The sequence below is a fragment of the Thermohalobaculum xanthum genome (assembly GCF_016623495.1).
In the GTDB taxonomy this organism is placed as follows: Bacteria; Pseudomonadota; Alphaproteobacteria; order Rhodobacterales; family Rhodobacteraceae; genus Thermohalobaculum; species Thermohalobaculum xanthum.
The window spans coordinates 344,383-366,459 of sequence record NZ_JAEHHL010000006.1 but is presented as its reverse complement, the minus strand read 5'-3'; the positions used below and the strand labels follow the sequence as shown (position 1 = coordinate 366,459).

Annotated in this window: 25 protein-coding genes; 14 read left to right on the top strand and 11 right to left on the bottom strand. The window is 69.8% G+C overall.

Going from position 1 to position 22,077, the window contains the following annotated elements; all coding sequences use genetic code 11:
• Positions 1-172: 172 nt before the first annotated feature.
• From H0I76_RS11470 to H0I76_RS11430, 9 genes are all read left to right on the top strand, one after another.
• Positions 173-844 (top strand): response regulator transcription factor, encoded by a 672-nt coding sequence (locus H0I76_RS11470; RefSeq protein WP_200609997.1) that lies wholly within the window; start codon positions 173-175, stop codon positions 842-844.
• Positions 837-2,231 (top strand): sensor histidine kinase, encoded by a 1,395-nt coding sequence (locus tag H0I76_RS11465; protein ID WP_200609996.1) that lies wholly within the window; start codon positions 837-839, stop codon positions 2,229-2,231. Before H0I76_RS11470 ends, H0I76_RS11465 begins: the two co-directional genes overlap by 8 nt.
• Positions 2,228-3,289, top strand: a complete 1,062-nt coding sequence (locus H0I76_RS11460) for an ABC transporter substrate-binding protein (RefSeq protein ID WP_200609995.1) — start codon at positions 2,228-2,230, stop codon at positions 3,287-3,289. The genes H0I76_RS11465 and H0I76_RS11460 overlap by 4 nt, the downstream gene beginning before the upstream one ends.
• 73 nt (positions 3,290-3,362) lie before the next feature.
• A complete protein-coding gene (locus H0I76_RS11455) occupies positions 3,363-4,322 on the top strand; it encodes an aldo/keto reductase (protein ID WP_200609994.1) in 960 nt (319 codons plus the stop codon).
• Positions 4,323-4,432: 110 nt separating this feature from the next.
• Positions 4,433-5,356, top strand: a complete 924-nt coding sequence (locus tag H0I76_RS11450) for an AraC family transcriptional regulator (RefSeq protein ID WP_200609993.1) — start codon at positions 4,433-4,435, stop codon at positions 5,354-5,356.
• 143 nt (positions 5,357-5,499) lie between these two features.
• Positions 5,500-6,024 (top strand): DUF4142 domain-containing protein, encoded by a 525-nt coding sequence (locus H0I76_RS11445; RefSeq protein ID WP_200609992.1) that lies wholly within the window; start codon positions 5,500-5,502, stop codon positions 6,022-6,024.
• A complete protein-coding gene (locus H0I76_RS11440; protein WP_407704268.1) occupies positions 6,021-6,371 on the top strand; it encodes a cupredoxin domain-containing protein in 351 nt (116 codons plus the stop codon). The genes H0I76_RS11445 and H0I76_RS11440 overlap by 4 nt, the downstream gene beginning before the upstream one ends.
• Positions 6,372-6,382: 11 nt before the next feature.
• Positions 6,383-6,757: an SPW repeat domain-containing protein gene (locus H0I76_RS11435; protein ID WP_200609990.1), complete on the top strand. Its 375-nt coding sequence runs from the start codon at positions 6,383-6,385 to the stop codon at positions 6,755-6,757.
• 73 nt (positions 6,758-6,830) lie between these two features.
• Entirely contained in the window at positions 6,831-7,232 is a 402-nt protein-coding gene (locus tag H0I76_RS11430) for a VOC family protein (RefSeq protein WP_234455261.1), read from the top strand.
• 65 nt (positions 7,233-7,297) lie between these two features.
• Here H0I76_RS11430 and H0I76_RS11425 read toward each other — a convergent pair whose 3' ends face one another.
• A complete protein-coding gene (locus H0I76_RS11425) occupies positions 7,298-7,924 on the bottom strand; it encodes a TetR/AcrR family transcriptional regulator (protein WP_200609989.1) in 627 nt (208 codons plus the stop codon).
• Between the two features lie 152 nt (positions 7,925-8,076).
• On the opposite strand from H0I76_RS11425, the gene H0I76_RS11420 reads away from it, so the two are divergent.
• The 3 genes from H0I76_RS11420 (at position 8,077) to H0I76_RS11410 (ending at position 9,837) form a co-directional block, all read left to right on the top strand.
• Positions 8,077-8,631 (top strand): carboxymuconolactone decarboxylase family protein, encoded by a 555-nt coding sequence (locus H0I76_RS11420; RefSeq protein WP_200609988.1) that lies wholly within the window; start codon positions 8,077-8,079, stop codon positions 8,629-8,631.
• Between the two features lie 74 nt (positions 8,632-8,705).
• Entirely contained in the window at positions 8,706-9,323 is a 618-nt protein-coding gene (locus H0I76_RS11415) for a pyridoxamine 5'-phosphate oxidase family protein (RefSeq protein WP_200609987.1), read from the top strand.
• A 13-nt stretch (positions 9,324-9,336) separates the two neighbouring features.
• Positions 9,337-9,837 carry a YHS domain-containing (seleno)protein gene (locus H0I76_RS11410; RefSeq protein WP_234455260.1) on the top strand — a complete coding sequence of 167 codons (501 nt, stop codon included), beginning with the start codon at positions 9,337-9,339 and terminating at the stop codon, positions 9,835-9,837.
• Between the two features lie 44 nt (positions 9,838-9,881).
• On the opposite strand, the gene H0I76_RS11405 is transcribed toward H0I76_RS11410, so the two are convergent.
• The 4 genes from H0I76_RS11405 to H0I76_RS11390 form a co-directional block, all read right to left on the bottom strand.
• The gene (locus H0I76_RS11405) at positions 9,882-11,042 is read right to left on the bottom strand and encodes an osmoprotectant NAGGN system M42 family peptidase (protein ID WP_200609986.1); all 1,161 of its coding nucleotides are present in this window, start codon (positions 11,040-11,042) and stop codon (positions 9,882-9,884) included.
• Between the two features lie 18 nt (positions 11,043-11,060).
• Positions 11,061-12,869: an N-acetylglutaminylglutamine synthetase gene (gene ngg / locus H0I76_RS11400; RefSeq protein ID WP_200609985.1), complete on the bottom strand. Its 1,809-nt coding sequence runs from the start codon at positions 12,867-12,869 to the stop codon at positions 11,061-11,063.
• Positions 12,870-12,879: 10 nt separating this feature from the next.
• Positions 12,880-14,652 carry an N-acetylglutaminylglutamine amidotransferase gene (locus H0I76_RS11395; protein ID WP_200609984.1) on the bottom strand — a complete coding sequence of 591 codons (1,773 nt, stop codon included), beginning with the start codon at positions 14,650-14,652 and terminating at the stop codon, positions 12,880-12,882.
• Positions 14,653-14,783: 131 nt separating this feature from the next.
• Positions 14,784-15,284 (bottom strand): Dps family protein, encoded by a 501-nt coding sequence (locus tag H0I76_RS11390; protein WP_325166436.1) that lies wholly within the window; start codon positions 15,282-15,284, stop codon positions 14,784-14,786.
• Between the two features lie 216 nt (positions 15,285-15,500).
• Between H0I76_RS11390 and H0I76_RS11385 the strand changes: the two genes are divergently transcribed.
• Complete coding sequence (locus H0I76_RS11385) at positions 15,501-15,719, top strand: hypothetical protein (protein WP_200609983.1); 219 nt, start codon at positions 15,501-15,503, stop codon at positions 15,717-15,719.
• 9 nt (positions 15,720-15,728) lie between these two features.
• On the opposite strand, the gene H0I76_RS11380 is transcribed toward H0I76_RS11385, so the two are convergent.
• The 6 genes from H0I76_RS11380 to ugpB form a co-directional block, all read right to left on the bottom strand.
• Positions 15,729-15,959: a hypothetical protein gene (locus H0I76_RS11380; RefSeq protein ID WP_200609982.1), complete on the bottom strand. Its 231-nt coding sequence runs from the start codon at positions 15,957-15,959 to the stop codon at positions 15,729-15,731.
• Positions 15,960-16,015: 56 nt separating this feature from the next.
• Positions 16,016-16,597 carry an HPF/RaiA family ribosome-associated protein gene (locus H0I76_RS11375; RefSeq protein ID WP_200609981.1) on the bottom strand — a complete coding sequence of 194 codons (582 nt, stop codon included), beginning with the start codon at positions 16,595-16,597 and terminating at the stop codon, positions 16,016-16,018.
• 168 nt (positions 16,598-16,765) lie between these two features.
• A complete protein-coding gene (gene ugpC, locus H0I76_RS11370) occupies positions 16,766-17,824 on the bottom strand; it encodes a sn-glycerol-3-phosphate ABC transporter ATP-binding protein UgpC (RefSeq protein ID WP_200609980.1) in 1,059 nt (352 codons plus the stop codon).
• Between the two features lie 3 nt (positions 17,825-17,827).
• On the bottom strand, positions 17,828-18,664 hold the full coding sequence (ugpE, locus tag H0I76_RS11365) for a sn-glycerol-3-phosphate ABC transporter permease UgpE (RefSeq protein ID WP_200610069.1): 837 nt from the start codon (positions 18,662-18,664) through the stop codon (positions 17,828-17,830).
• 23 nt (positions 18,665-18,687) lie between these two features.
• Positions 18,688-19,569 carry a sn-glycerol-3-phosphate ABC transporter permease UgpA gene (gene ugpA, locus H0I76_RS11360; RefSeq protein WP_200609979.1) on the bottom strand — a complete coding sequence of 294 codons (882 nt, stop codon included), beginning with the start codon at positions 19,567-19,569 and terminating at the stop codon, positions 18,688-18,690.
• A gap of 46 nt (positions 19,570-19,615) precedes the next feature.
• Entirely contained in the window at positions 19,616-20,929 is a 1,314-nt protein-coding gene (gene ugpB, locus H0I76_RS11355; RefSeq protein WP_200609978.1) for a sn-glycerol-3-phosphate ABC transporter substrate-binding protein UgpB, read from the bottom strand.
• Positions 20,930-21,163: 234 nt separating this feature from the next.
• On the opposite strand from ugpB, the gene H0I76_RS11350 reads away from it, so the two are divergent.
• The gene (locus H0I76_RS11350) at positions 21,164-22,075 is read left to right on the top strand and encodes a LysR substrate-binding domain-containing protein (RefSeq protein WP_200609977.1); all 912 of its coding nucleotides are present in this window, start codon (positions 21,164-21,166) and stop codon (positions 22,073-22,075) included.
• The last annotated feature ends 2 nt before the right edge of the window (positions 22,076-22,077 follow it).

Sequence of the window (22,077 nt, the reverse complement as noted above, 5' to 3'; positions counted from 1 at the left end):
CGGCCGGTGTCGCATCCTAGCACCGGCGCCTGTCACGAAGCTGTCGCATCGGCGCGCGCCGGGGGGGACGGGTCGTCGGCGCAGGGCGCTTCACCCCCGACGGCGCAGCGGCTAGGCTTCATCGCGAACGGAGCGGGCCGCCAAGCGCCCGTCCGGTGGGGAAACGCACGGCATGCGCATTCTGCTGGTCGAGGACATTGCCGATGTCGCTGACGCGATCGTCGAGCATTTCCGCCGGCGCGGCGATGCCGTCGACCGCGCCGCGACCTGCGCCGAGGCGGACGACGCGCTGGCGGTGCAGGCCTATGACCTGATGATCCTCGACATCAATCTGCCCGACGGGTCGGGGGTCGAGTTGCTGCGCGGCCTGCGCGAGGCGCGCGACACGACCCCGGTGCTGATGCTGACCGCGCGGCTGGCCGTCGAGGACCGGGTCGAGGCGCTGGACCTGGGCGCGGACGACTACCTCATGAAGCCCTTCGATCTGCGCGAGCTCGAGGCGCGAGCGAGGGCACTGGCCCGGCGCCGCACGGGCGAGGCGGCGGGCGTGATCGACTATGGCGACCTGCGTTTCGACCCGGGCGGGCGCACCGCCGCGATCGCGGGCCGGCCCCTGACGCTGACCAAGCGCGAGTTCACCCTGCTCGCGACGCTGATCGCCAATCGTGGCCGGGTGATGCCGAAGGAGGCGATCTTCGAGAAGATGTTCGCCTTCGACGCCGAGGAGGTCGGGATCAACGCGGTCGAACTTTATGTCGGGCGCCTAAGGCGCAAGCTCGAGCCCTCGCGGGTGGGCATCCGCACCCTGCGAGGCCTGGGCTACCAGCTGATCGCGGATGACTGAACGCGCGCCCTCGATCGCGGTCCGGCTGGGGCTGGCGGTGGCGCTGGTGCTGGCGGTGGGCGGGCTTGGCGCGGCGCTGGCGGCGCTGGCCTATGGGCGCGAGGCGGCGCGTGAGGCCTATGACCGGCTGCTGGCGGGCGCGGCCTTCGACATCGCGCGCTCGGTCAGCGTCTCGGCGGGGGCGGTGGCCGTGGACATCCCCGTCTCGGCCTTCGAGTTGCTGGCGCTCGCGCCCGAGGACCGGGTCGTCTACCGCGTGATCGATCGCGAGGGCGCGACGGTGACCGGCTATGACCTGGTGCCGCCGCCGCCACGGGCGTCGCAGGGCGCCGAGGTCGCGTTCTACGGCGCCGAGTTCGGCGGCGAGCCGGTGCGGCTGGCGGCGGTGCGCCGCCGCTTCGCCGAGCGCGCCTACAGCGGCGAGGTTGCGGTGGTGGTGGGCCACACCCTGCGGGCGCGCAGCACCCTGGCCTGGGACATTGCGCGCAAGGCGATGTGGCTGGCGGCCGCGGGGGGCCTGTGCCTGGTCGTGCTGACGGCGGCGGCGGTGCGCTCGGCGCTGGGGCCGCTGAGGCGGGTCGAGGCGGCGCTGGCCGGGCGCCGGCCCGAGGACCTTTCGCCGCTCGATGTCGAGACACCGCGCGAGATCCGCGCGACGGTGGGGGCGATCAACGGCTTCATGGCACGGCTGGCGCGGCGCATGGACGCGATGCAGGCCTATATCGCCGACGCCGCCCACCAGCTGCGCACGCCCGTGGCGGCGTTGAGCGCGCAGGCCGAACTGGCGGCCGAGGAAGCCGACCCCGAGCGCCTGCGCGCACTGGCCGCGCGGATCCGCGGCTGCGCCGCCGGACTGGGGCGGCTGACCGACCAGCTGCTGAACCAGGCGCTGGTGATGCACCGGGCCGACGCCGTGCCGCGCGAGGAACTGGACCTGCGCATGGTCGCGATCCGCGTGGCCGAGGCGAGCGATCACGACCTGGCCTCGACGCCCGAGGACCTGCGGCTCGACCTGCCCGAGGACCGCGTGAGCGTCGAGGGCGACGCGCTGAGCCTGATCGAGGCGACCAAGAACCTGGTCAACAACGCGCTGCGCTACGGCGTGCCGCCCGTCACCATCACGGTGCGCGCGCCGGGCGCGATCGACGTGACCGACCGGGGGGCCGGCCTGCCCGAGGCGACGTGGGAGCAGGCGGGCCAGCGCTTCGCCCGCAGCGAGGCGAACGCCCAGGGCGGCGCCGGCATCGGACTTGCGATCGTGCGCGCCGTGGCCGAGGCGCATGGCGGGCGGATGGTCTTCTCGCGGCCCGCGCGGGGCGGCTTTCGGGCGACGCTGGACCTTGGCGCGGCGGCGCTCGGGGACGGCGCGAAGGGCGGGCCGCAATGAGGCGGCTCATCGCCCTGATCTTGGCGCTCGGGCTAGGCGCGCCCGCCGCGGCGCAGGAGGCGGTAGCGACCTTCGGCTCGGGACCCGAGGTCCTGCGGGTCGAGGGCTCGACCGACCTCGCGGTCTTCGGGCCAGTGCTGGAGGCCTTCGCATCGGCCCGGCCCGGGATTTCCATCGTCTACGAGCAGCGCGGCACCAACGACCTGTTCAGCCGCGCCGCCGATGCCTGCGCGAACGCCGCGCAGGGCGCAGACGTGGTGATCAGTTCGGCCATCGACCTGCAGGTCAAGCTGGTGAACGACGGCTGCGCCCAGCCGCATCGCACGGCGGCGGCCGAGCTCCTGCCGGGCTGGGCACGCTGGCGCGACGAGTTGTTCGGCCTGACCTTCGAGCCCGCCGTGATCGTCTACAATCGTGCGCTGGTGCCCGCCGCGGACGTGCCGGCCACGCGTTTCGACCTGATCGACCTGCTGCGCGCGAAGCCCGCCCGCTATGCCGGCAAGGTCGCGACCTACGACATCGAGCAATCGGGCTTGGGCTACCTGTTCGCCTTTGCCGACTCGCAGGAGGCGACGACTTTCGGCCGGCTGATGGAGGCCTTCGAGCGCGCCGATGCGGTCGCGACCTGCTGCTCGGCCGAACTGATCGACGCGGTGGCCGAGGGGCGTTTCCTGATCGCCTACAACCTGCTGGGCTCCTACGCGCTGGCACGGGCGGCGGAGGATGCGCGCATCGGCGTCGTCGCCCCGTCGGACTACACGCTGGCGCTGTCGCGCGCGGCGATGGTGCCGCGGCATGCCACCAATCCGCGGGCGGCGAAGGCACTGATCGACTACCTGCTGTCGCCCGAGGGGCGCTTCGGCCTCGCGCAGGCGTCGCTGATCGTGAGCTTCGGCGAAACCGACGACCCGGCGACGGCGACGCTGTCGGGGACCCCCTCGACGCTGAGGCCGATCGCGCTGAGCCCCGCGCTGCTGGTCGGGCTGGACCGGCAGAAGCGCGCGCTCTTCACCGCGCAGTGGCGCTCGATCATGGGATCGCGCGACGCGCTGCCCTGAGCGCGCGATCGCGGGTGATCGGGGCCCGGCAATGCGCTAGGGTCCGCCCGCCGGGATGCGAGAGGGGAGAGCGATGCAGACGACCTTGCTGGGCCGCACGGGGACGCGGGTATCGCGTCTGTGCATGGGGACGATGTCGTTCGGACGCGAGGCGGACGAGGCGGAATCGGCCCGCATCTATGCCGCCTGCCGCGAGGCCGGGGTCGATTTCTTCGACTGCGCCAACATCTATGCCGGCGGCCGGGCCGAGGAGATCCTGGGTCGGCTGATCGCGCCCGAGCGCGACCGGATCGTGCTGACCTCGAAGGTCGGCATGAGCCGGCCGGGAGTGCCCGGCGGCCTGGGGCGGCGGCATGTCCGCGAGTCGGTCGAGCAAAGCCTCAGGCGCCTCGGGACTGACCGGCTCGACGTGCTCTTCGTCCACCGCTTCGACCCCGACACGCCGGTCGAGGAAACGCTGCGCACGCTCGACGACCTGGTGAGCGCGGGCAAGGTGCACCACCTGGGTGCATCGAACTGGGCGGCATGGCAGGTGGCCGGCGCGCTTGGGGTCTCGGCGCGGCGCGGCTGGGCGCGGTTCGAGGTGCTCCAGCCGATGTACAGCTTGGTCAAGCGCCAGGCCGAGGTCGAGATCCTGCCTCTGGCGGCGGCCGAGGGGTTGGGCGTGATGCCCTACAGCCCGGTGGGCGGCGGCCTCCTGAGCGGCAAGTACCGCAGCCGCGACGCGCAGGGCCGGATCCGCGAGAACGACTCGTATGTCCGCCGCTATGGCGAGGAGTGGATGTTCGAAACGGCCGCGCGCTTTGCCGATCTCGCCGAGGCGCATGGCTGGCACCCGGTGAGCCTGGCGCTGGCCTGGGTGGCATCGCACCCGGCGGTCACCGCACCGATCATCGGCGCGCGCGACGTCGCGCAGCTGCGCCCCGCGCTGGCCGCGCTCGACATCCCGATGACGCCCGAGCTGCGGGCCGAGATCGCGGAGCTGGCGCGCCGGCCCGCGCCCGCGACCGACCGGCTGGAGGAGCTGGGCTGAACGCTGCCGCCCGCGCATGGGCATCCTCTCAAACCAAAGCGTGATCGCGCGTTGACTTGACATTCCGTCCCATCCTGCCGGACGGTCGGCGCAGGAAACGGGATATCACCATGGACGTGCTGGACGACATCCTCGCGACGCTCAACCTGCGCGGGGCGCTTTATTTCCGGACGCAGTTCAACGGCCCCTGGGGCGTGACCGTGCCCGAGCTGGGCCAGGCCGCACGCTTTCACCTGGTGGTCAAGGGCAACGTCCATGTCACCGTCGCGGGCGAGGCGAGCGCCTGGCTCGAGCCCGGGGACCTGGTCCTGATCCCGCGCGGCCGGTCGCATGTCCTGGCCGACGCGCCCGGCCGCTCGGCTCCGCCGCTGGAGACGGTGCTGAACGCGGCCGGTTACGACGGCGAAGGCGTTCTGGCACTGGGCGGCAGCGACGAGGCCGCGTCGACGCAGATGATCTGCGGCCACCTGACCTTCCGCGCGGGCGCGGATCACCCGCTGCTGCGCGCCCTGCCGGACCACCTGGTGATCACCAATGCGCTGCGCGCGCGCGAGCCCTGGCTCGACGAGATGCTGCGCCTGATCGCGAGGCGGATGTTCTCGGACGCGCCGGGGTCGGCGGCGGCGGTGACGCGCCTCTCCGAGATCGTGCTGATCGAGGTGCTCCGCGTCGGCGTGGCCCAGAGCGGCCCGCTCAAGGGCGTGCTGGCCGCCTTCGCCGATCCCCAGATCGGGCGCGCCCTGACGCTGATGCACCAGCGGCCCGAGGAGGTCTGGACGGTCGAACGGCTGGCTGCCGAGGTCGGCATGTCGCGCAGCCGCTTTGCCGAGCGCTTCGCCGAGACGCTCGGCACCGGGCCGATGGCCTACCTGTCGGACTGGCGGCTGCAAAAGGCGCTGGCAATGCTCGAGGACGGCCGGCGCAGCGTGCAGCAGATCGCGCAGGATTCGGGCTACCGCTCGCCCGCCGCGTTCAGCCGCGCTTTCGGCGCCAAGTTCGGCGTGGCGCCCAGCGAGTGGCGACGCTCGGGCTGATTTCTGTGCAGATCGTCCTGAATGATTTGCGGATGATCCGCGTTTTTACCTGCTTGCTTGATTGATCGTCCCGCGGAGCGCAGATCGGCGGTGTCGGCCGCGGAGGCCGATCCGATCCACGCTTCGACCGACAGGACACAACCATGAAACCGACCCTTTCCGCGCTTGCCCTGGCCGGCCTGCTCGCCCTTCCGGCGGCCGCGGCCGACAAGATGAACGATCTCGAGATCGCCCACACCGCCTACACCGCCGGGCAGATCGACATCCGCTACGCGCACCTCGCGCTGGCGATCTCGGAGAACGCGGCGGTGCGCGAGTTCGCCGAGACGATGATCCGCGACCACTCGGCGGTGAACGCCGCGGCGGGCGCGCTGATCGCCGAGCTCAACGTGACGCCGCAGGACAACGCGCTGAGCCAGGCGCTGGCCACGGGCGCCGCCGACAAGCGGGCCGAGCTGGTCGCCCTGTCGGGCCACGCCTTCGACTGCGCCTACGCGACGAACGAGCTGGGCTATCACCAGGTGGTCAACGAGACCGTCGCCGAGAAGTTCATCCCCTGGACCACCGTGGAGCCGCTGACCGAGCTGCTGCGAGAGGCGCTGGTGACCTTCCGCGTGCACGAGGGCCATGCCGAGCACATGGTCGCCGGGCTGAAATGCGGCTCGTGAGCACGACCACGCGGCGCCGGTTCCTGTCCCTTGCGGGAGCCGGCATCGCGGCCGCGCTGGCGCCCGGCGCAGGCCGGGCCCATGACGGGCCGCACCGGGTCGAGGTCGGGATCTCGGCCTTCGCCTTCACGCCCCGGCGCGTCACGATCCGTGCCGGCGACACCGTGGTCTGGACCAACCGGGACCTCGCGCCGCACACCGCGACCGCGGACGAGGCCGGATGGGAGACCGACCGGCTGGACCGGGGCCAGAGCGCAGCGATCACCTTCGCGACGCCCGGACGCCACGCCTATTTCTGCAGCTTCCACCCGATGATGACCGGCGAGGTCGTCGTCGAGCCGACCTGAGGAACACCACCATGTCCATTCGCTTCCTGACACCGACGCTGCACGGCGTCGTCGACTATTCCGCGGCCGCCGCGCTGATCGTGATGCCGTTCGTGCTGGGGCTGGGCGCCTCGGACCCGCTGGCCAAGTGGCTGGCGGTGGCGACGGGCGTCGCCGTGATCGTGGTGAGCCTGCTCACCGATTACCGGCTGGGCGCGCTGCGGGTGCTGCCGTTCCGCGGACACCTGGCGATCGACGCCGCGGTGGCCTCCGCCTTCCTGGTCGCGCCTTCGGTCTTCGGCTTCTCGGGGCTCGACGCGATCTATTACTGGGTCAACGCCGTCGCCGTCTTCGCGGTGGTGGCGCTGAGCCGCCCGCACGGCGCCGGAGCCGAGGCCGCTGCCTGACCACCTCTCTTCCCGTTCCCCTGCCCGGCCGCATGTGCGGCCGGGCATCGACGCACCCCCCCAGACGGAGACAATGACCATGATCACCATCGACCACCTGAGCGTCGGCGTGCCCGACATCGCCGCCGGGCGCGCGTTCTACGACCAGCTGCTGGCCCCGCTCGAGGTCAACTGCCTCGCCGCCGGCGACGGCTTCGCCGCCTATGGCCGCGACACCATCCAGTTCCTGCTGCTGCTGCCCTTCGACGGCGGCCCGGCCACCGGCGGCAACGGCACCCATATCGGCTTCGCCGCGCCATCGCGCGAGGCGGTCGAGGCCGGCCATGCCGCGGGGCTCAAGGCCGGCGGCAAGGACGAGGGCGCACCGGGCGAGCGCGCGGCCTACCCGATGCCCGGGGTCTTCGCGGCCTATGTCCGCGACCCCTGGGGCAACAAGATCGAGCTGATCCATGGCGGATTCTCGGTGACGCGCTGAGCGCGCGCCTGCCCGCCGGTGGCCTGCGCGCCGCCGGCGGGTCCCGGCCCGACGTGGCGCGCGCCTCAGTGGCTGGCCGTGCCGGGCGGAGCCGCGCCGTCCCCGGGCGCCTGCAGGGGCGAGATCGCGGCCCCGACGATGGCCTCGAGCATCGCGGCGGGCCGGCCCGCGCGGGCAATGACGCGCAGCCCGACATAGGCGCTGGTCAGAAGCCGCGCCGCCTCGCGCCGGCGTTCGGGCGTCCAACCGGCGGTCTGCGCGCCTTCGGCGAGGGCCGCGTCGATGGCGTCCTCGATCCGCTGCAGCATCCGGTCGACGCGGGCACGCACCTCGGGATCGGCCGGGGCGCGGTCCACGGCGGCATTGCACATGAAGCATCCGGGCGGGGCATCGGCGCAAGCCGCCGCCGCGCAGGCGCCCTGCATCATGCGCTGAATGCGCGCGACACCGTCGGGCTCGGCCGGATCGCTCAGTGAATCGAGCGCGGGCGCGACGACCCTTGCCTCGTAGCGGTCGAGCGTGGCGAGGTAGAGCGTGCGCTTGTCGTCGAACGCCTTGTACAGGCTGCCGCGCGCGATCCCCATCGCGTCGAGCAGGTCCGGCAGCGCCGCGTTCTCGTATCCCTTGCGCCAGAACACCATCATGGCGGCGTCGAGGGCGGCGTCGATGTCGAATTCACGGGGTCTGGCCATGTTGTCCTCCGCCTTTCACATTGCGGTTCGGAACCGTTCAGTCAAGATTTCACGGTCACGTGATCGATGTGTTATTGACTGATCGGTTCCTAATTCCCAAATGGCGGTCACGGGCACGGAGGGCCGCGCCCAGCCAACGAGGAGTGACAGACATGTCCCGCATCAATGCCGTCGATCCCGCCACCGCCCAGGGCCGCGCCCGTGACCTTCTGGACGGCGTCCAGAAGAAGCTGGGCATCACCCCCAACCTGATGCGCGTGATGGCCAACCAGCCGGCCGTGCTCGACGCCTATCTCAAGCTGAACGAGGCGCTGGGCCAGGGCGGCTTTGACGCCAAGGCGCGCGAGGCGGTCGCCCTTGCCGTCGCCGGCGCCAATGCCTGTGACTACTGCGCCTCGGCCCACAGCGCGATCTCGAAGGGGCTGAAGGTCGAGCCCGCCGAGATCGAGGCCCGTCTGGCGGGCCGGTCGTCCGACCCCGCCCTGTCGGCGGCGCTGGGCTTCGCCCGCCGCGTCGTCGAGACCCGCGGCTTCGTGTCGGACGTCGACCTAAAGGCGGTGCGCGATGCCGGTCACGGCGATGCCGAGATCGTCGAGGTCGTCGCACTGGTCGCGGCGAACATCCTGACGAACTACATAAACCATGTCGCACAGACCGCGATCGACTTCCCCGCGGTTGACGCCTCGGCGCACCGCGTCGCGGCCTGAGCCACCCCGGCGGGCGCCCCCGTGGCGCCCGCCTGCCGCCACACGGACCCGCCAAGCGGCGAGGAGGACACCCGATGACGCCGAGTTCCGACATTGCCTTCACCCCCAGTGTGAAAGCCATCCAGACCGCCCGCGGCTCGCGCGATGCCTATGCCCGGGTCGAGGAGCGCGGCGGCTGGCGGGTCGAGATCGACGACGGGCTGGCGGCCTACCTGGCCGAGGCGCGCAGCGCCTTCCTGGCCACCGCCACCGCCGAGGGGCAGCCCTATGCCCAGCACAGGGGCGGTCCCGCGGGCTTCATCAAGGTCCTCGACGCGCGCACCATCGGCTTCGCCGACTTCAGCGGCAACCGGCAGTACATCACCACCGGAAACCTGTCCGAGAACCCGCGCGCCTACATCATCGTGATGGATTATGCGAACCGCCGCCGGGTCAAGCTGTGGGGCACCGCCGAGGTCGTGGCCGCCGAAGGCGATCTGGCCGAGAAGCTTGCCCTGCCCGGCTACAAGGCACGGGTCGAGCAGGCGATCCTGTTCCACGTCGAGGCCTGGGACACGAACTGCCCGCAGCACATCCCCCAGCTTTTCCCGGCCGAGGTTCTGGCCGAGCCGCTGGCGCGGGCCGAGGCCCGCATCGCCGAACTCGAGGCCGAGTTGGCCCGCCTGCGCAACGCCCACCGTTTCGAGCGCTGAAGGAGAGCCGACCATGCCGTCGATCCACCGCCGCCATTTCATGACCGCGCTGGGAGGCGCCATCGCGCTGGGCGCCGGAGGTGTCACCCTGGCGCGCGCGCTGATGGGGCCCGCGCCGGTCCCGCCTGCCGCCGTCTTCGCCGAGAACGGCGTCGCGATCCGGGGCGCGGACCCGGTCGCCTATTTCACCGAAGGGCGTGCCGTCATCGGCTCGGCCGAGTACGCGCTCGACTGGCAGGGGGCCGAATGGCACTTCGCCAGCGCCGCGAACCGCGACGCCTTTCGCGCCGACCCGCTGGCCTATGCCCCGCAATATGGCGGCTTCTGCGCCTGGGCGGTTGCGGCAAAGGCCGAACTCTACTCGACCCAGCCAACCAACTGGGCGATCGTCGACGGCAAGCTCTATCTGAACTTCAACGACGACATCCAGGCGCGCTGGAGCACCGATATCCCCGGCTTCATCGCCGCGGCCGACCGCAACTGGGCGGACATAGGCGCGGGCGGACGCGGCTGACGCGCCACCACCATACACCTTAGAGCGAAACCCGCGGTGCGGCCTCAGCCGCGCCGGGGCAGCCCGCTGTCAGGTCCCAGCCGCTGGTCGGCCTCGCCAGTCTCCTGCTCGGGGAAGCCCGAGATCGGGCCCAGTTCCTGTGCGTCGCGCTGGATGTCGACCGGGCTGGTTGCATAGGCGGTCAGGAGCTCGGCCAGCGAGCGCAGCGCGTGCATGTGGATGCGCTCGTAGCCATGGCTCGCGTCGATCCCGAAGGTCGCAAGCGCCGTGCGCACATCGGCCCCCGCCTCGATCGCCGAGGCGCTGTCCGAGCGGTAGAAGCGGAAGACGTCGCGCTGGAAGCGGATCTCGTTCTCGCGGCACAGCTCGATCAGCTTGCGCGTGGTGTGATAGTCGAACGGCCCGTTCATGTCGGCCATGCCGATGGTGACGCCGAACTCGGCGCTGTTCTGCACCGCGGCGCTGGCGCCGTTGTCGACCACGATCAGCGAGGCGATGTCCTGCGTGAGAATGTGGCTGGCACCATGGCCAACCTCCTCGGACACCGAGAACAGCCAGCTCGTGTCGACCGTCGGCACCACGCCCGCGTCGAGCATGGCCTTGAGCGCCGCAAGCATCACCGCCACCCCCGCCTTGTCGTCGAGATGGCGCGAGACGATGAAGCCGTTGTCGAGGAATTCCGGCTGCGGGTCGATGCCGACGAAATCGCCGATCTCGATGCCCAGCCGGGTGACCTCGGGGCGGCTGCGGGCCAGCGCGTCGACCCGTAGTTCGACCTCGTCCCAGCCGATCGGCGCGGTATCGACGGCGTCGCCATAGGCATGACCCGACGCCAGTCGCGGCAGGATCGTGCCGCGATAGGTCCCGTTCTCGGAAAAGACGGTGGCGCGCGCGCCCTCGGCGAAACGCGCCGACCAGTGACCGATCGGCACGAGTTCGAGCCGTCCGCTGTCCTTGATGGCGCGGATCTGGGCGCCGAGCGTGTCGAGATGCGAGATCATCGCCCGGGCGGGCTGGGCGCTGCGCCCCGCGAGGCGCACCCGGATCGCGCCGCGCCGGGTGATTTCGAAGGGCGCCCCCAGCCGGTCGAGCTCCTCGCTCACCGCATGGGTGACCGCGTCGGTGAAGCCCGTGGGGCTGGGGATCTCGAGAAGCCGCTTGAGCTGCTCGGCAATGTAGTCGGTGTCGATGGCCAGTCGGCCCATGTCGTCGGTCCCTTCGGTTCAGGCGTCCTGCTTGTCATGCGCGCTGGCGGCTGGCGCGGGGGCGATGGCGGCCGGCCGCGACAGCGGGAACAGGAAGTCGAGAAACCGCTCGGCGGTCGGCTGCGGCTCGTGATTGGCGAGGCCCGGCCGCTCGTTCGCCTCGATGAAGGCGTAGTCGGGCTCGCGCGGGCTGCGCACCATCAGGTCGATGCCGGTGACAGGAATCTCGATCGCGCGCGCGGCGGCGATGGCGGCGTCGATCAGCGCGGGATGGGTCTCGCCGGTCACGTCGTGGATGGTGCCGCCGGTATGAAGGTTGGCGGTGCGCCGCACCGCGGTCTCGACCCCCTCGGGCAGGACGTCGTCGAGGCCGAAGCCCGCGGCCCTGAGGGTGCGCTCGGTCTCTGCATCGAGGGGGATCGCGCTCTCGCCGCCGGTCGCGGCCGAGCGCCTGCGGCTTTGCGCCGCGATCAGCGCCCGTGCCGTCGACTGGCCGTCGCCGATGATCCGCGCGGGACGCCGGACGGCGGCGGCAACGACCTTGTAGTCAATAACGATCAGGCGAAGATCCTGGCCGCTCACCCATTCCTCGACCAGCACGCGGTCGCAGACGCCGCGCGCGGCCTCGATGGCGAGGGAGACCTCGTCGGCGTCCTCGAGCCCCACGGAGATGCCGCGCCCCTGCTCGCCCCGGGCGGGCTTGACCACGACCTTGCCGTGGCGGTGCAAGAACGCGGCGAGATCCGCGCCATCGTCGGCCGCGATCTGTTCGGGCACGCGCACGCCGGCGGCGCCGACGATGCGCCGCGTCACCGCCTTGTCGTCGCAGATCGAGACCGCGACGCCCGAGGTGAACTCGCTCAGCGCCTCGCGGCAGCGGACCTTGCGCCCGCCATAGGAGAGCGCGAAGAAGCCGCCCTCGGCGTCGGTCACTTCGACATGGATGCCGCGCCGGCGCGCCTCGTCGACGATGATCCCGGCATAGGGGTTGAGACCGTCATCGGTTTCCGGGCCGGTGAACAGGCGCTCGTTGATGCGGTTCTTGCACTTGACCGCGAAGGCCGGCAGGCGGCGGAAGCCGAGCTTCTCGTAGAGCCCGATCGCGCTCTCGTTGTCATGCATCACCGACAGGTCGAGGAACGCGGCGCCGCGCGCCTTGAAGTGGTTGGCGAGGCGCCGCACCAGGAGTTCGCCGACCCGCGGCCGGGTGGCCTGCGGATGGACCGCGAGGCACCAGAGCGAGGCGCCCTTCTCGGGGTCTTCGAACGCGCGCGCATGGTCGATGCCGGTGACCGCGCCGACGATCTCGCCACTGGCCTCGTCCTCGGCCACGAAGACGGTGATGGTGCGGCTGTCGCGGCGCGACCAGAAGAAGTCGGGCTGCACCGGCACCATGCCGCGCGCAGCGTAGATCGCGTTCACCGCCTCGGCGTCGGCGAGCGAGCAGAGCCGGCGGATGAAGAAGCCGCGCGGCCGCGGCGCCACCGGGCGCCAGGTGGCAAGATCGAGCCGGTAGGCGTGCGACGGGTCGAGGAACAGCTCCTGCGGCGCCTTCGAGAGCAGCACGTGCGGATCCCGGACATAGAAGGCGATGTCGCGCCGGTCGGGCGTCTCCTCGCGCATCGCATCGACGATCGCGGCGGGGTCCGCGAAGGTCTGCGCGAAGATCAGCCGGCCCCAGCCCACGTCGACCGTGGCGTTGCTGTGCGGCGCGGTCCCGGCCCGATGGCTTGGGACCGGTCCCACCGGCGAGGTGTCGCGCATGCGGCGCAGTCGGTGCTCCTGCGCCTGCAGCGGGCGGGGGGAAGTTGCGGTCTTGCGGGTCATCGTCTCAGCCTCAGATGCCATGATCCTGGAGCCACAGTTCGAGCAGGGCGCATTGCCAGAGCTCGGAGCCGCGAAGTGGCGTGATGTGCTCGGCCGGCGCGCCAAACAGCGCGTCGAGATAGTCCTCGCGGAAGAGGCCGCGCTCGCGCGCCGCCTGCGAGGTCAGCGCGTCGCGCGCCATCTCGAGGAAGGGGCCGTCGAGATACTTGAGCGCCGGCACCGGGAAATAGCCCTTGGGCCGGTCGATCACCTCGCGCGGCACGACGCGCCGGGCGACCGATTTCAGCACGCCCTTGCCGCCGTCGGCCAGCTTGATGCGCGACGGCATGCGGGCGGCCAACTCGACCAGTTCGTGATCGAGGAAGGGCACCCGCGCCTCGAGCCCCCAGGCCATGGTCATGTTGTCGACCCGCTTCACGGGGTCGTCGGCCAGCATGATCTCGGTGTCGAGGCGCAGCGCCTTGTCGACCGGATCGGGCGCGCCCGTTCGGGCAAAATGCGCGGCCACGATCTCGCGACTGACATCGCCGTTCATCCAGCGCGCACCGAGATGGCGGCCCATCGTCTGGTGGTCCCGATCGAAGAAGGCGCGGGAATAATCCCCTAGCGGATCGTTCGAGCCGTCGAGCTTGGGGTACCAGTGATAGCCGGCGAAGACCTCGTCGGCGCCCTGCCCGCTCTGGACGACCTTCACATGGCGCGAGACCTCGCGCGAGAGCAGGAAGAAGCCGATGTTGTCATAGGAGACCATCGGCTCGGACATCGCCGAGATGGCGGCCGGCAGGGCTGCCTGCAACTCGGACGACGGCACGAAGCGCTGGATGTGGTCGGTCGCGAAATGCCGGGCAACCAGGTCGGAATAGGCGAACTCGTCGCCCTTCTCGCCATTCGCCGCCTCGAAGCCGATCGAGAAGGTGCGCAGGCCCTCCTGCCCCGCCTCGGCGAGCAGGCCCACGATCAGGCTCGAATCGACCCCGCCAGAAAGCAGGACGCCCACCGGGACATCGGCCACCATGCGCCGAGAGACGGCTCGGCGCATGGCGTCGAGCAGCATGTCCTCCCACTCGGGCGTTCCGCGCTCCTCGTCCTCGCGGCTTCGCTCGAAGCTCACGTCCCAGTAGCGGCGGTCCTCGATCGTGCCATCGGGCTCGATCCGGCGGATGGTGGCGACCGGCAGCTTGCGCACACCCTCGAGGATGGTGCGCGGCGGCGGGACGACGGCGTGGAAGCTCATGTAGCTGTGGAGCGCCTCGGGGTCGATCGCTGTGTCGACCCCGCCCGCCGCGAGCAGCGCGGGCAGCGTCGAGGCAAAGCGCAGCCGACCGGGCTCGACCGTGTGATACAGCGGCTTGATGCCGAAGCGGTCGCGCGCCATCCAGATGCAGCCACCGTCGCGCTCGTGCACGACATAGGCGAACATGCCGTGGAAGCGGGTCGGCGCCTCGGGGCCCCAGGCGTGGTGCGCCTTGAGCACAACCTCGGTGTCGCTGGTCGAGAAGAAGCGATAGCCCTTGGCCTCGAGCTCGGCGCGCAGTTCGGCATGGTTGTAGATGCAGCCGTTGAAGACCAGGTCGAGACCGAGCGCCGGGTCGGTCATCGGCTGCTGGCCCGCATCCGATAGGTCGATGATGCTGAGCCGGCGGTGGCCGAGAGCAACCCGCCCGCGATGAACTGTCCCCACGCCGTCAGGCCCGCGCGGCGCCAGCGCATCGAGCATCCGTTCGATGCCCGAAAGCGAGGCCGTGCTGCCGTCGAAGGTGATCTCGCCACCAAATCCGCACATGCTTGGAAAACCCTTTCGTCGGAGTCGCGACGGCGCGCGCGGCTGAACCGCCGCGGCCGTCGGAAAAAATCTTGTGTTCTGCGTCCCCGGCGCGCGGCCTGCGCGCTGCCGGGGAATGGAGCCTGGGCGCGTTAGTCCGACGCGGTCGCGCGCAGCATCCAGGCTGCCTGCTCGTGGAAGGCGAGGCGCGCATTCGCGAGATCCTCGGTCGCGCCGTCCCCGTGATCGCCGGCCAGCGCCGCGAGTTCGCGCAGGCGCCGCGCGAGCGTCTCGTGATCGTCGATCAGCTGCGCCAGCATCCCGGATGCGGGGCGAAGACGCTCCTCCTCGGACAGTTCCGCATGGGTCAGCATGTCGGTGAAGGAGACGGGCGCGAACTCGCCAAGAGCGCGGATCCGCTCGGCCAGCGTGTCGATTGCCTCGAAGAGATCGCGATACTGGGCCTCGGTGAGTTCGTGGATCGGCTGGAACAGCGGACCCACCACATTCCAGTGACAGGATTGCGTCTTGAGCATCAGCAGCACGCTGTCGGCGAGGACGCCGTTGAGCGCCGTCGCGATCCCGCTGTTGGCGGAAAGCCCGGTCTGCGGCTGGTCGATCTTCGGTTCGGCTTTCAGGACCGCACTGGTCACGAAACTCCTCCTGCTCTGCTATCGGATGGCGGACAGATAGGAGCTGATCCATAAAAAATCAAATTTTTTCATATAGTTAACATACGTCTGTTACCCGGCCTGCATAGCTTGCACAGCCTGCTCAGGCTCGGCAAGCGAGGGCAGAGACGCAGGTGGCGGGGTTTACCCCGCCGACATTAGTGGAGTAAGTGATCCGACCCGAAGCGGAGGCCGACGATGTCCGACACCACCCGCCCGCCAAAGCGGACCGAGAAGCTGCAGCTGATGCTGAGCCGCGAGGAACTGCAGGTGATCGACGACTGGCGCTTCGAGAACCGGCTGCCCTCGCGCGCCGCCGCCATCCGCGAACTGCTGCGCCGCGGTCTTGCCGCCAAGGGCTTCGACGAGCCCCCGACCGACGCGCCGTCCGGCGACTTCAGGGTGGTGGAGGAGTGAGTCGACGGTTCAGCTGTCGGGCTCCCACTGCTCCTCGTCGCGCCGCAGCAACTCGTAGATCCTGAGCGCGCGGCCCGTCAGCGGGCGGCCAAGTTTGCCCATGACGTCGGTCTGGGCCGCAAGATGCGCGGCCACCTCCTCAAGTTCGGCCATGCTCGCGCCCCCGGCGATGATCTCGGCCATCTTGTGCTCGTCGATCTCGCCGAAGAGCCGTTTGATGTCGTCATGGGTCGCTGTCATGTCACCTGGCTCCCTTGGTCTGGATCGGCCCCGGGCGCGGGTTCACCGGTTTGGGCTCAGCGGAGCGCGTCGACGAAGCGCTGCGTGCCGATCCGCCTGACGGTGCTGGCATGGGGCCCCTTCGGGCTATCGCCCTGGTCGAGGGCGAGTTCGACCGGATCGCCGATCTCGAGCTCGGCGATATCGCCGTTCAGGACGCTGTTGCGGTGGAAATAGACGAGCCGCCCGTCGGTCAGCGCGATCTGCCCGAAGTCACGCGCGGGATCGAGCTCGGCGATGCGCCCCTGGAGGGGCGTGGCATGGGCGGCGGGCCGGCCGGTATGGGTGTCCTGCCAGGTCTTCACGCGACGCTCCATCGCGTCGAAGGCATCACGGATCGCGACGAATACATCCTCGTGCGCGTTCACGTCGCCTGGCGCGCGATCGATGGCGAAGACCATCGCGGGCGCCCGCGCCTCGAGCCGCACGGCGTAGTGCCGGCCCTTGCGGTGATGGTGATGGGGCGCGTCGATCACCGCCCGGAAACTGACGAGCCGCCCGAGATAGCGCTCGAGCCGCGCGATCCGGTCGCGCACGCGCGCCTCGATCGCGGGGGAGTGATCAATGCCGTGGAAGACGATCTCGGGCTCGGTTTCCATCTGCGCTGTCCTTTCCCCGTCACCGGAAGCGATGCAGCCGCAGCGCGCCGGCGAACGGGGATGAAGGGGGCCGCTGCCCGTCGCAAGCGCGCACCAATGCCTGTAAGCGTCCCAGAACGGGACGCATCATTCAATGATCGATATCAAATTGCGGTGTCGCCGGGCGGATCAACCGGCAAGTCGGCGCCCATTGCCGGCGTCGAACACATGGGCAAGTCCTGGCGGGACCGAGAAGCGCTGGATCGCGGGCAGGCCGGATTCGCGATGGACGCCCGGCAGGCTCGCGACGCAGTCGAGGGTGCTGCCTTCGAGCCGGCCATGCACCAGGGTAAGGGCGCCGATGGGCTCGCTGGTTCCCGTCTCGAGCGCGATGGCGCCCTCGGGGTCCAGCACGAGGTGCTCGGGCCGAACGCCCAGCAGCACCTTGCCCTCGGCCCTCTGCGCCACCGGGACGCGAGCACCATTTCCCAGCACAACGGCATCACCCGCCCCCTCGCCCGGCAGGATATTCATCGAGGGGCTGCCGATGAACTGCGCGGCGAAGACGGTCGCGGGGCGCTCGTAGACGTCGAGGGGCGCGCCAATCTGCTCGGCATGCCCCTCGTTCATCACGATCATCCGGTCGGCCAGGGTCATCGCCTCGACCTGGTCGTGGGTGACATAGAGCGAGGTCACGCCCAGCTTGCGCTGGAGCGCCTTGATCTCGAGGCGCATCTGCACGCGCAGCTTGGCGTCGAGGTTCGACAGCGGCTCGTCGAACAGGAAGACGTCGGGCTGGCGCACGATCGCCCGGCCCATGGCGACGCGCTGGCGCTGGCCGCCCGACAACTCGCGCGGCTTGCGCTTCAGAAAGGGCTCGAGCTGCAGGAGCCGGGCCGCCTCGGTCACGCGCTCGGCGATCTCGGCTTTCGGCCGGCGCGCGATCTTGAGGCCGTAGGCCATGTTGTCGAAGACGCTCATATGCGGGTAGAGCGCGTAGTTCTGGAAGACCATGGCGATGTTGCGGTCCATCGGCTCGCGCTCGTTCACGCGCGCGCCATTGATCGCGATCTCGCCCGAGCTCACGGTCTCGAGCCCCGCGACCATGCGAAGAAGGGTCGACTTCCCGCAGCCCGAGGGGCCCACGATCACGATGAACTCGCCCTCGGCGACGTCGATGTCGACGCCGTGGATCACCTCGGTCGCACCGAAGCTCTTGCGCACACCCGTGAGGCTCAGCGTCGCCATGGCTTACTTCTCGCTTTCGACCAAGCCCCGGATGAAGAGCTTCTGCATGAAGATCACGACCAGGACCGGCGGCAGCATCGCCAGGATCGAGGTCGCCATGATCACCGGCCAGTCGGCCCAGTCGTCACCCGACGGGAACATCTGCTTGATGCCCATGACGATGGTGTTCATCTGCGGATCGGTGGTGATCAGGAGCGGCCAGAGATACTGGTTCCAGCCGTAGATGAAGAGGATGACGAACAGCGCCGCGATGTTCGTGCGGCTCATCGGCAGCAGGATGTCGAGGAAGAAGCGCATCGGGCGGGCGCCGTCGACGCGGGCGGCCTCGACCAGCTCGTCCGGCACGGTCATGAAGAACTGGCGGAACAGGAAGGTGGCCGTGGCCGAGGCGATCAGCGGCAGGATCAGCCCGGCATGGCTGTTGAGCATGCCGAAGCGCGCCACGACCTCATAGGTCGGAACGATGCGGACCTCGACCGGCAGCATCAGCGTGAGAAAGATCAGCCAGAAGAAGACCCGCCGCCCGGGAAAGCGGAAATAGACGATCGCGAAGGCCGACAGCAGCGAGATGGCGATCTTGCCGAACGCGATGCCAAGCGCCATCACCGCCGAGTTCAGCAGCATCGTCGCGACCGGCGCGTTGATGCCGGACACCAGCGCCTTGCGGTAGTTCTCGAGGAACTGGTCGCCGGGCAGCAACGGCATCGGCGGGCGCACGATCTCGGCCTGGGTCACCGTCGAGGCGACGAAGGCGAGCCAGATCGGGAAGACGATCACCAAGACCCCGAGGATCAGCCCCGCATGGGTCAGCCAAAGCGAGGCGCCGCGCCGCTCGACCATGCCCGAATGCCCGCCCGCGGCCATCAGTAATGCACCCGGCGCTCGATGAACTTGAACTGGGCGATGGTGAGCAGTCCGACGACCACCAGAAGGATCACAGACTGCGCCGCCGACGAGCCCAGGTCCTGCCCGACGAAGCCGTCAGCGAAGACCTTGTAGACAAGGATCGTCGTCGCCTGCTGCGGCCCGCCCGCGGTGATCGTGTGGATCACGCCGAAGGTCTCGAAGAACGCGTAGACGATGTTGACCACCAGCAGGAAGAAGGTGGTGGGCGACAGCAGCGGGAAGACGATGGTCCGGAACCGCGTCCAGAACCGCGCGCCGTCAATCGCCGCCGCCTCGATCACCGAGCGTGGGATCGCCTGGAGCCCGGCGAGGAAGAACAGGAAGTTGTAGCTGATCCGCCCCCAGCTGGAGGCGACCACCACGAGGCCCATCGCCTCGGTCGGGTTGAGCACGTGGTTCCAGTCATAGCCGAGCTGGCCCAGATACCAGGATACGACGCCGACGCGGGTGTTGAACATGAAGAGCCACAGCACGCCCGCCACCGCCGGCGCGACCGCGTAGGGCCAGATCAGCAGGGTCCGGTAGGTGCCCGAGCCCCGGATCAGCCGGTCGGCCATTACCGCGAGGACGAGCGCCACCCCCATCGAGACGATGGTGACGAGACCCGAAAATACGCCCGTGGTGACGAAGCTCGCGCGGTAATAGGGGTCGGTCAGCAGAAACTCGAAATTCCCCAGCCCCACGAACTGCGCGCTGAGACCGAAGGGGTCGGGAATGAACAGCGACTGCCAGACCGCCTGCCCCGCCGGGTAAAAGAAGAACACGGCCGTCACCACCACCTGGGGTGCGACCAGCAGGAGCGGCAGAAGCCAGCCCTTGAAGGTGACGCGCTTTTGCATGACGGCAGCCGGGCCGGGGACGCGGGCGCCCCCGGCCGAGCCTCGCTCAGCGGTTCGCCTGCTCGAACCGGCGCAGCAGCGCGTCGCCGCGTTCGACGGCGGTGTCGAGTGCTTCCTGCGCGGTCTTGGTGCCCGCCCAGACGGCCTCGAGTTCCTCGTCGATGATGCCGCGGATCTGGTCGAACGAGCCCAGCCGAAGGCCCTTCGAGTTCGCCGTCGGGGCCTTGCCGGTCATCTGCTCGCCCGCGATCTGGGTGCCAGGGTTGGCATCGTAGAAGCCCTCGGCCCTGGTCTGCTCGGCCGCGGCCAGGGTGATCGGCAGGTAGCCGGTGTTCTGGTGCCACTTGGCCTGAACATCCGTTGACGACAGGAAGCTGAGGAACGCCGCGACGGCCTTGTACTCCTCGGCGTCGTGCCCGGCGAGGACCCAGAGCGAGGCGCCGCCGATGATGGTGTTCTGGGGCGCACCCTCGACGTCCGACCAGTAGGGCAGCGGGCGGATATCGAAGTCGAACTTCGCCTCGGCCTTGACGCCGGCATAGCCGGCCGAGGACTCGGTGAAGAGCGCGCATTCACCGGCGCGGAAGTTCGCGCCGCCCTCGTTGCGGCGGCCTGCATAGATGAACTTGCCGTCCCTGGCCCAGTCGCCCATCGTCTGGATGTGCTTGACCTGCACGGGGCCGTTGAAGGCCAGCGCGGTGTCGAGCCCGGCAAAGCCGTTCTCCTGCGTCGCGAAGGGCACGTTGTGCCAGGCCGAGAGGTTCTCGAGATGGACCCAGCTCTGCCAGGCGGTGGTCAGCGGGCAGGCATGGCCGGCGGCCTTGAGCGCGTCGAGCACCTCGCCCACCTGCTCCCACGTCGCAAGCTCGGTGTCCGGGTCGAGGCCGGCGCCCGCCAGCGCGTCGCGGTTCACGTAGAGCACCGGGGTCGAGGAGTTGTAGGGCAGCGACAGCATCTTGCCGTCGGTGGTGGTGTAGTAGCCCTTCACGGGGCCCAGATAGGCGTCGGGATCAAAGGGAGCGTCACCCTCGGCCATCACCTCGAAGACCGGCTTGATGGCACCCTGCGCGGCCATCATGGTCGCGGTGCCCACCTCGAAGACCTGGAGGATGTGCGGCTGTTCGCCCGCGCGGAACGCGGCGATCCCGGCGTTCAGCGTCTCGGAGTAATTGCCCTTGTGGGTGGCGACGACGACATAGTCGCTCTGGCTGCCATTGAACTCGGCGACCTGCTCGGCTAGGAGCTCGCCCAGCCGGCCGGTGAAGGCATGCCACCACTGGATTTCCGTCGCCGCGTTTGCCGGGGTTGCGAATGCCGCCACCGATGCGAGCATCGCCGAGCCCAGAAACAGACCTTTCATACCTTCTCTCCCCGAATCCTTGTTGGAGCACGAATGCCAGAGCCGCCGCCGGGACCGGCCGCGACTCTGTGTGCACGGAAGTTATCGAAGCATGATGACAATCATAATACAAACCGATTTTCCGCTTCCGTGTAATAATGCTGTATTATAAATTTGATCGCGGGACGCGCCTGCCTGACGACCGCGGGCGCCCCTTTCGTCCCGGCATGACGGACCCGCCACGCGAGGACGACCATGACCATCCGACTGCGCCAGCTCGAGGCCTTCCGCGCGGTCGCGCAGGCCGGCAGCATGACCCGCGCCGCCCAGCAGCTCGATATCTCGCAGCCCGCCGTCAGCCGCCTGCTCGCGAGCTTTTCCGAGACCGTCGGCTTCCCGCTCTTCGAGCGCCAGGGCGGCCGGCTGGTGCCGACACAGGAGGCACGCTATCTGCTGCGCGAGGTCGCGCGCCTGCTGGACGGGATCGACCACATCCACCAGCTGACGCAGGAGCTTTCGGCGCGCAAGACGGGGCATCTGCGGATCGCCTGCCTGCCCGGCTTCGCCACGAGCCATCTGCCCGCGGTGCTGGCGCGCTTCCTGAGCGACCGGCCCGGCGTGAGCGTCACGCTCGAGCCGGACCGGCCCGAACGCATCCTCGAATGGATCATCGGGGAGCAGTACGACTGCGGCATCACCGACGGCTTCGAGGGACACCCGGCGGTCGAGTGCAAGACCGTGGCGATGCGCACCGTCTGCATCCTGCCGCGCGGGCACGAGCTCGAGGCCCGCAGCGAAGTTTGGCCCGAGGATCTGGCCGGCGAGAGGATGATCCACACCCGGCGCGACAGCGTCTTCTTCCGCGAACTGAGCGAGGCCTTCGCCGCCCGAAGGGTTCAGATCCCCGGCGTGATCGAGACGCGCCAGTTCACCGCCGCCTGCATGCTGGTGGCCGAGGGCGCGGGCGTGTCGGTCGTGAGCGAGATGGACGCGCGCGGCTACGAGGATCGCGGGCTGACGATCCGCCCCTTCCGCCCGGCGGTGCCGCACCGGCTGGCGCTGCTGCGGCCGACGCATTCACGCGCCTCGATGATCACGCTGGAGTTCCTCGAGACCTTCCTCGACAGCCTTGCGCCTTTCCGCGCGGACGGCGCTGCTGCCGCTTGAGC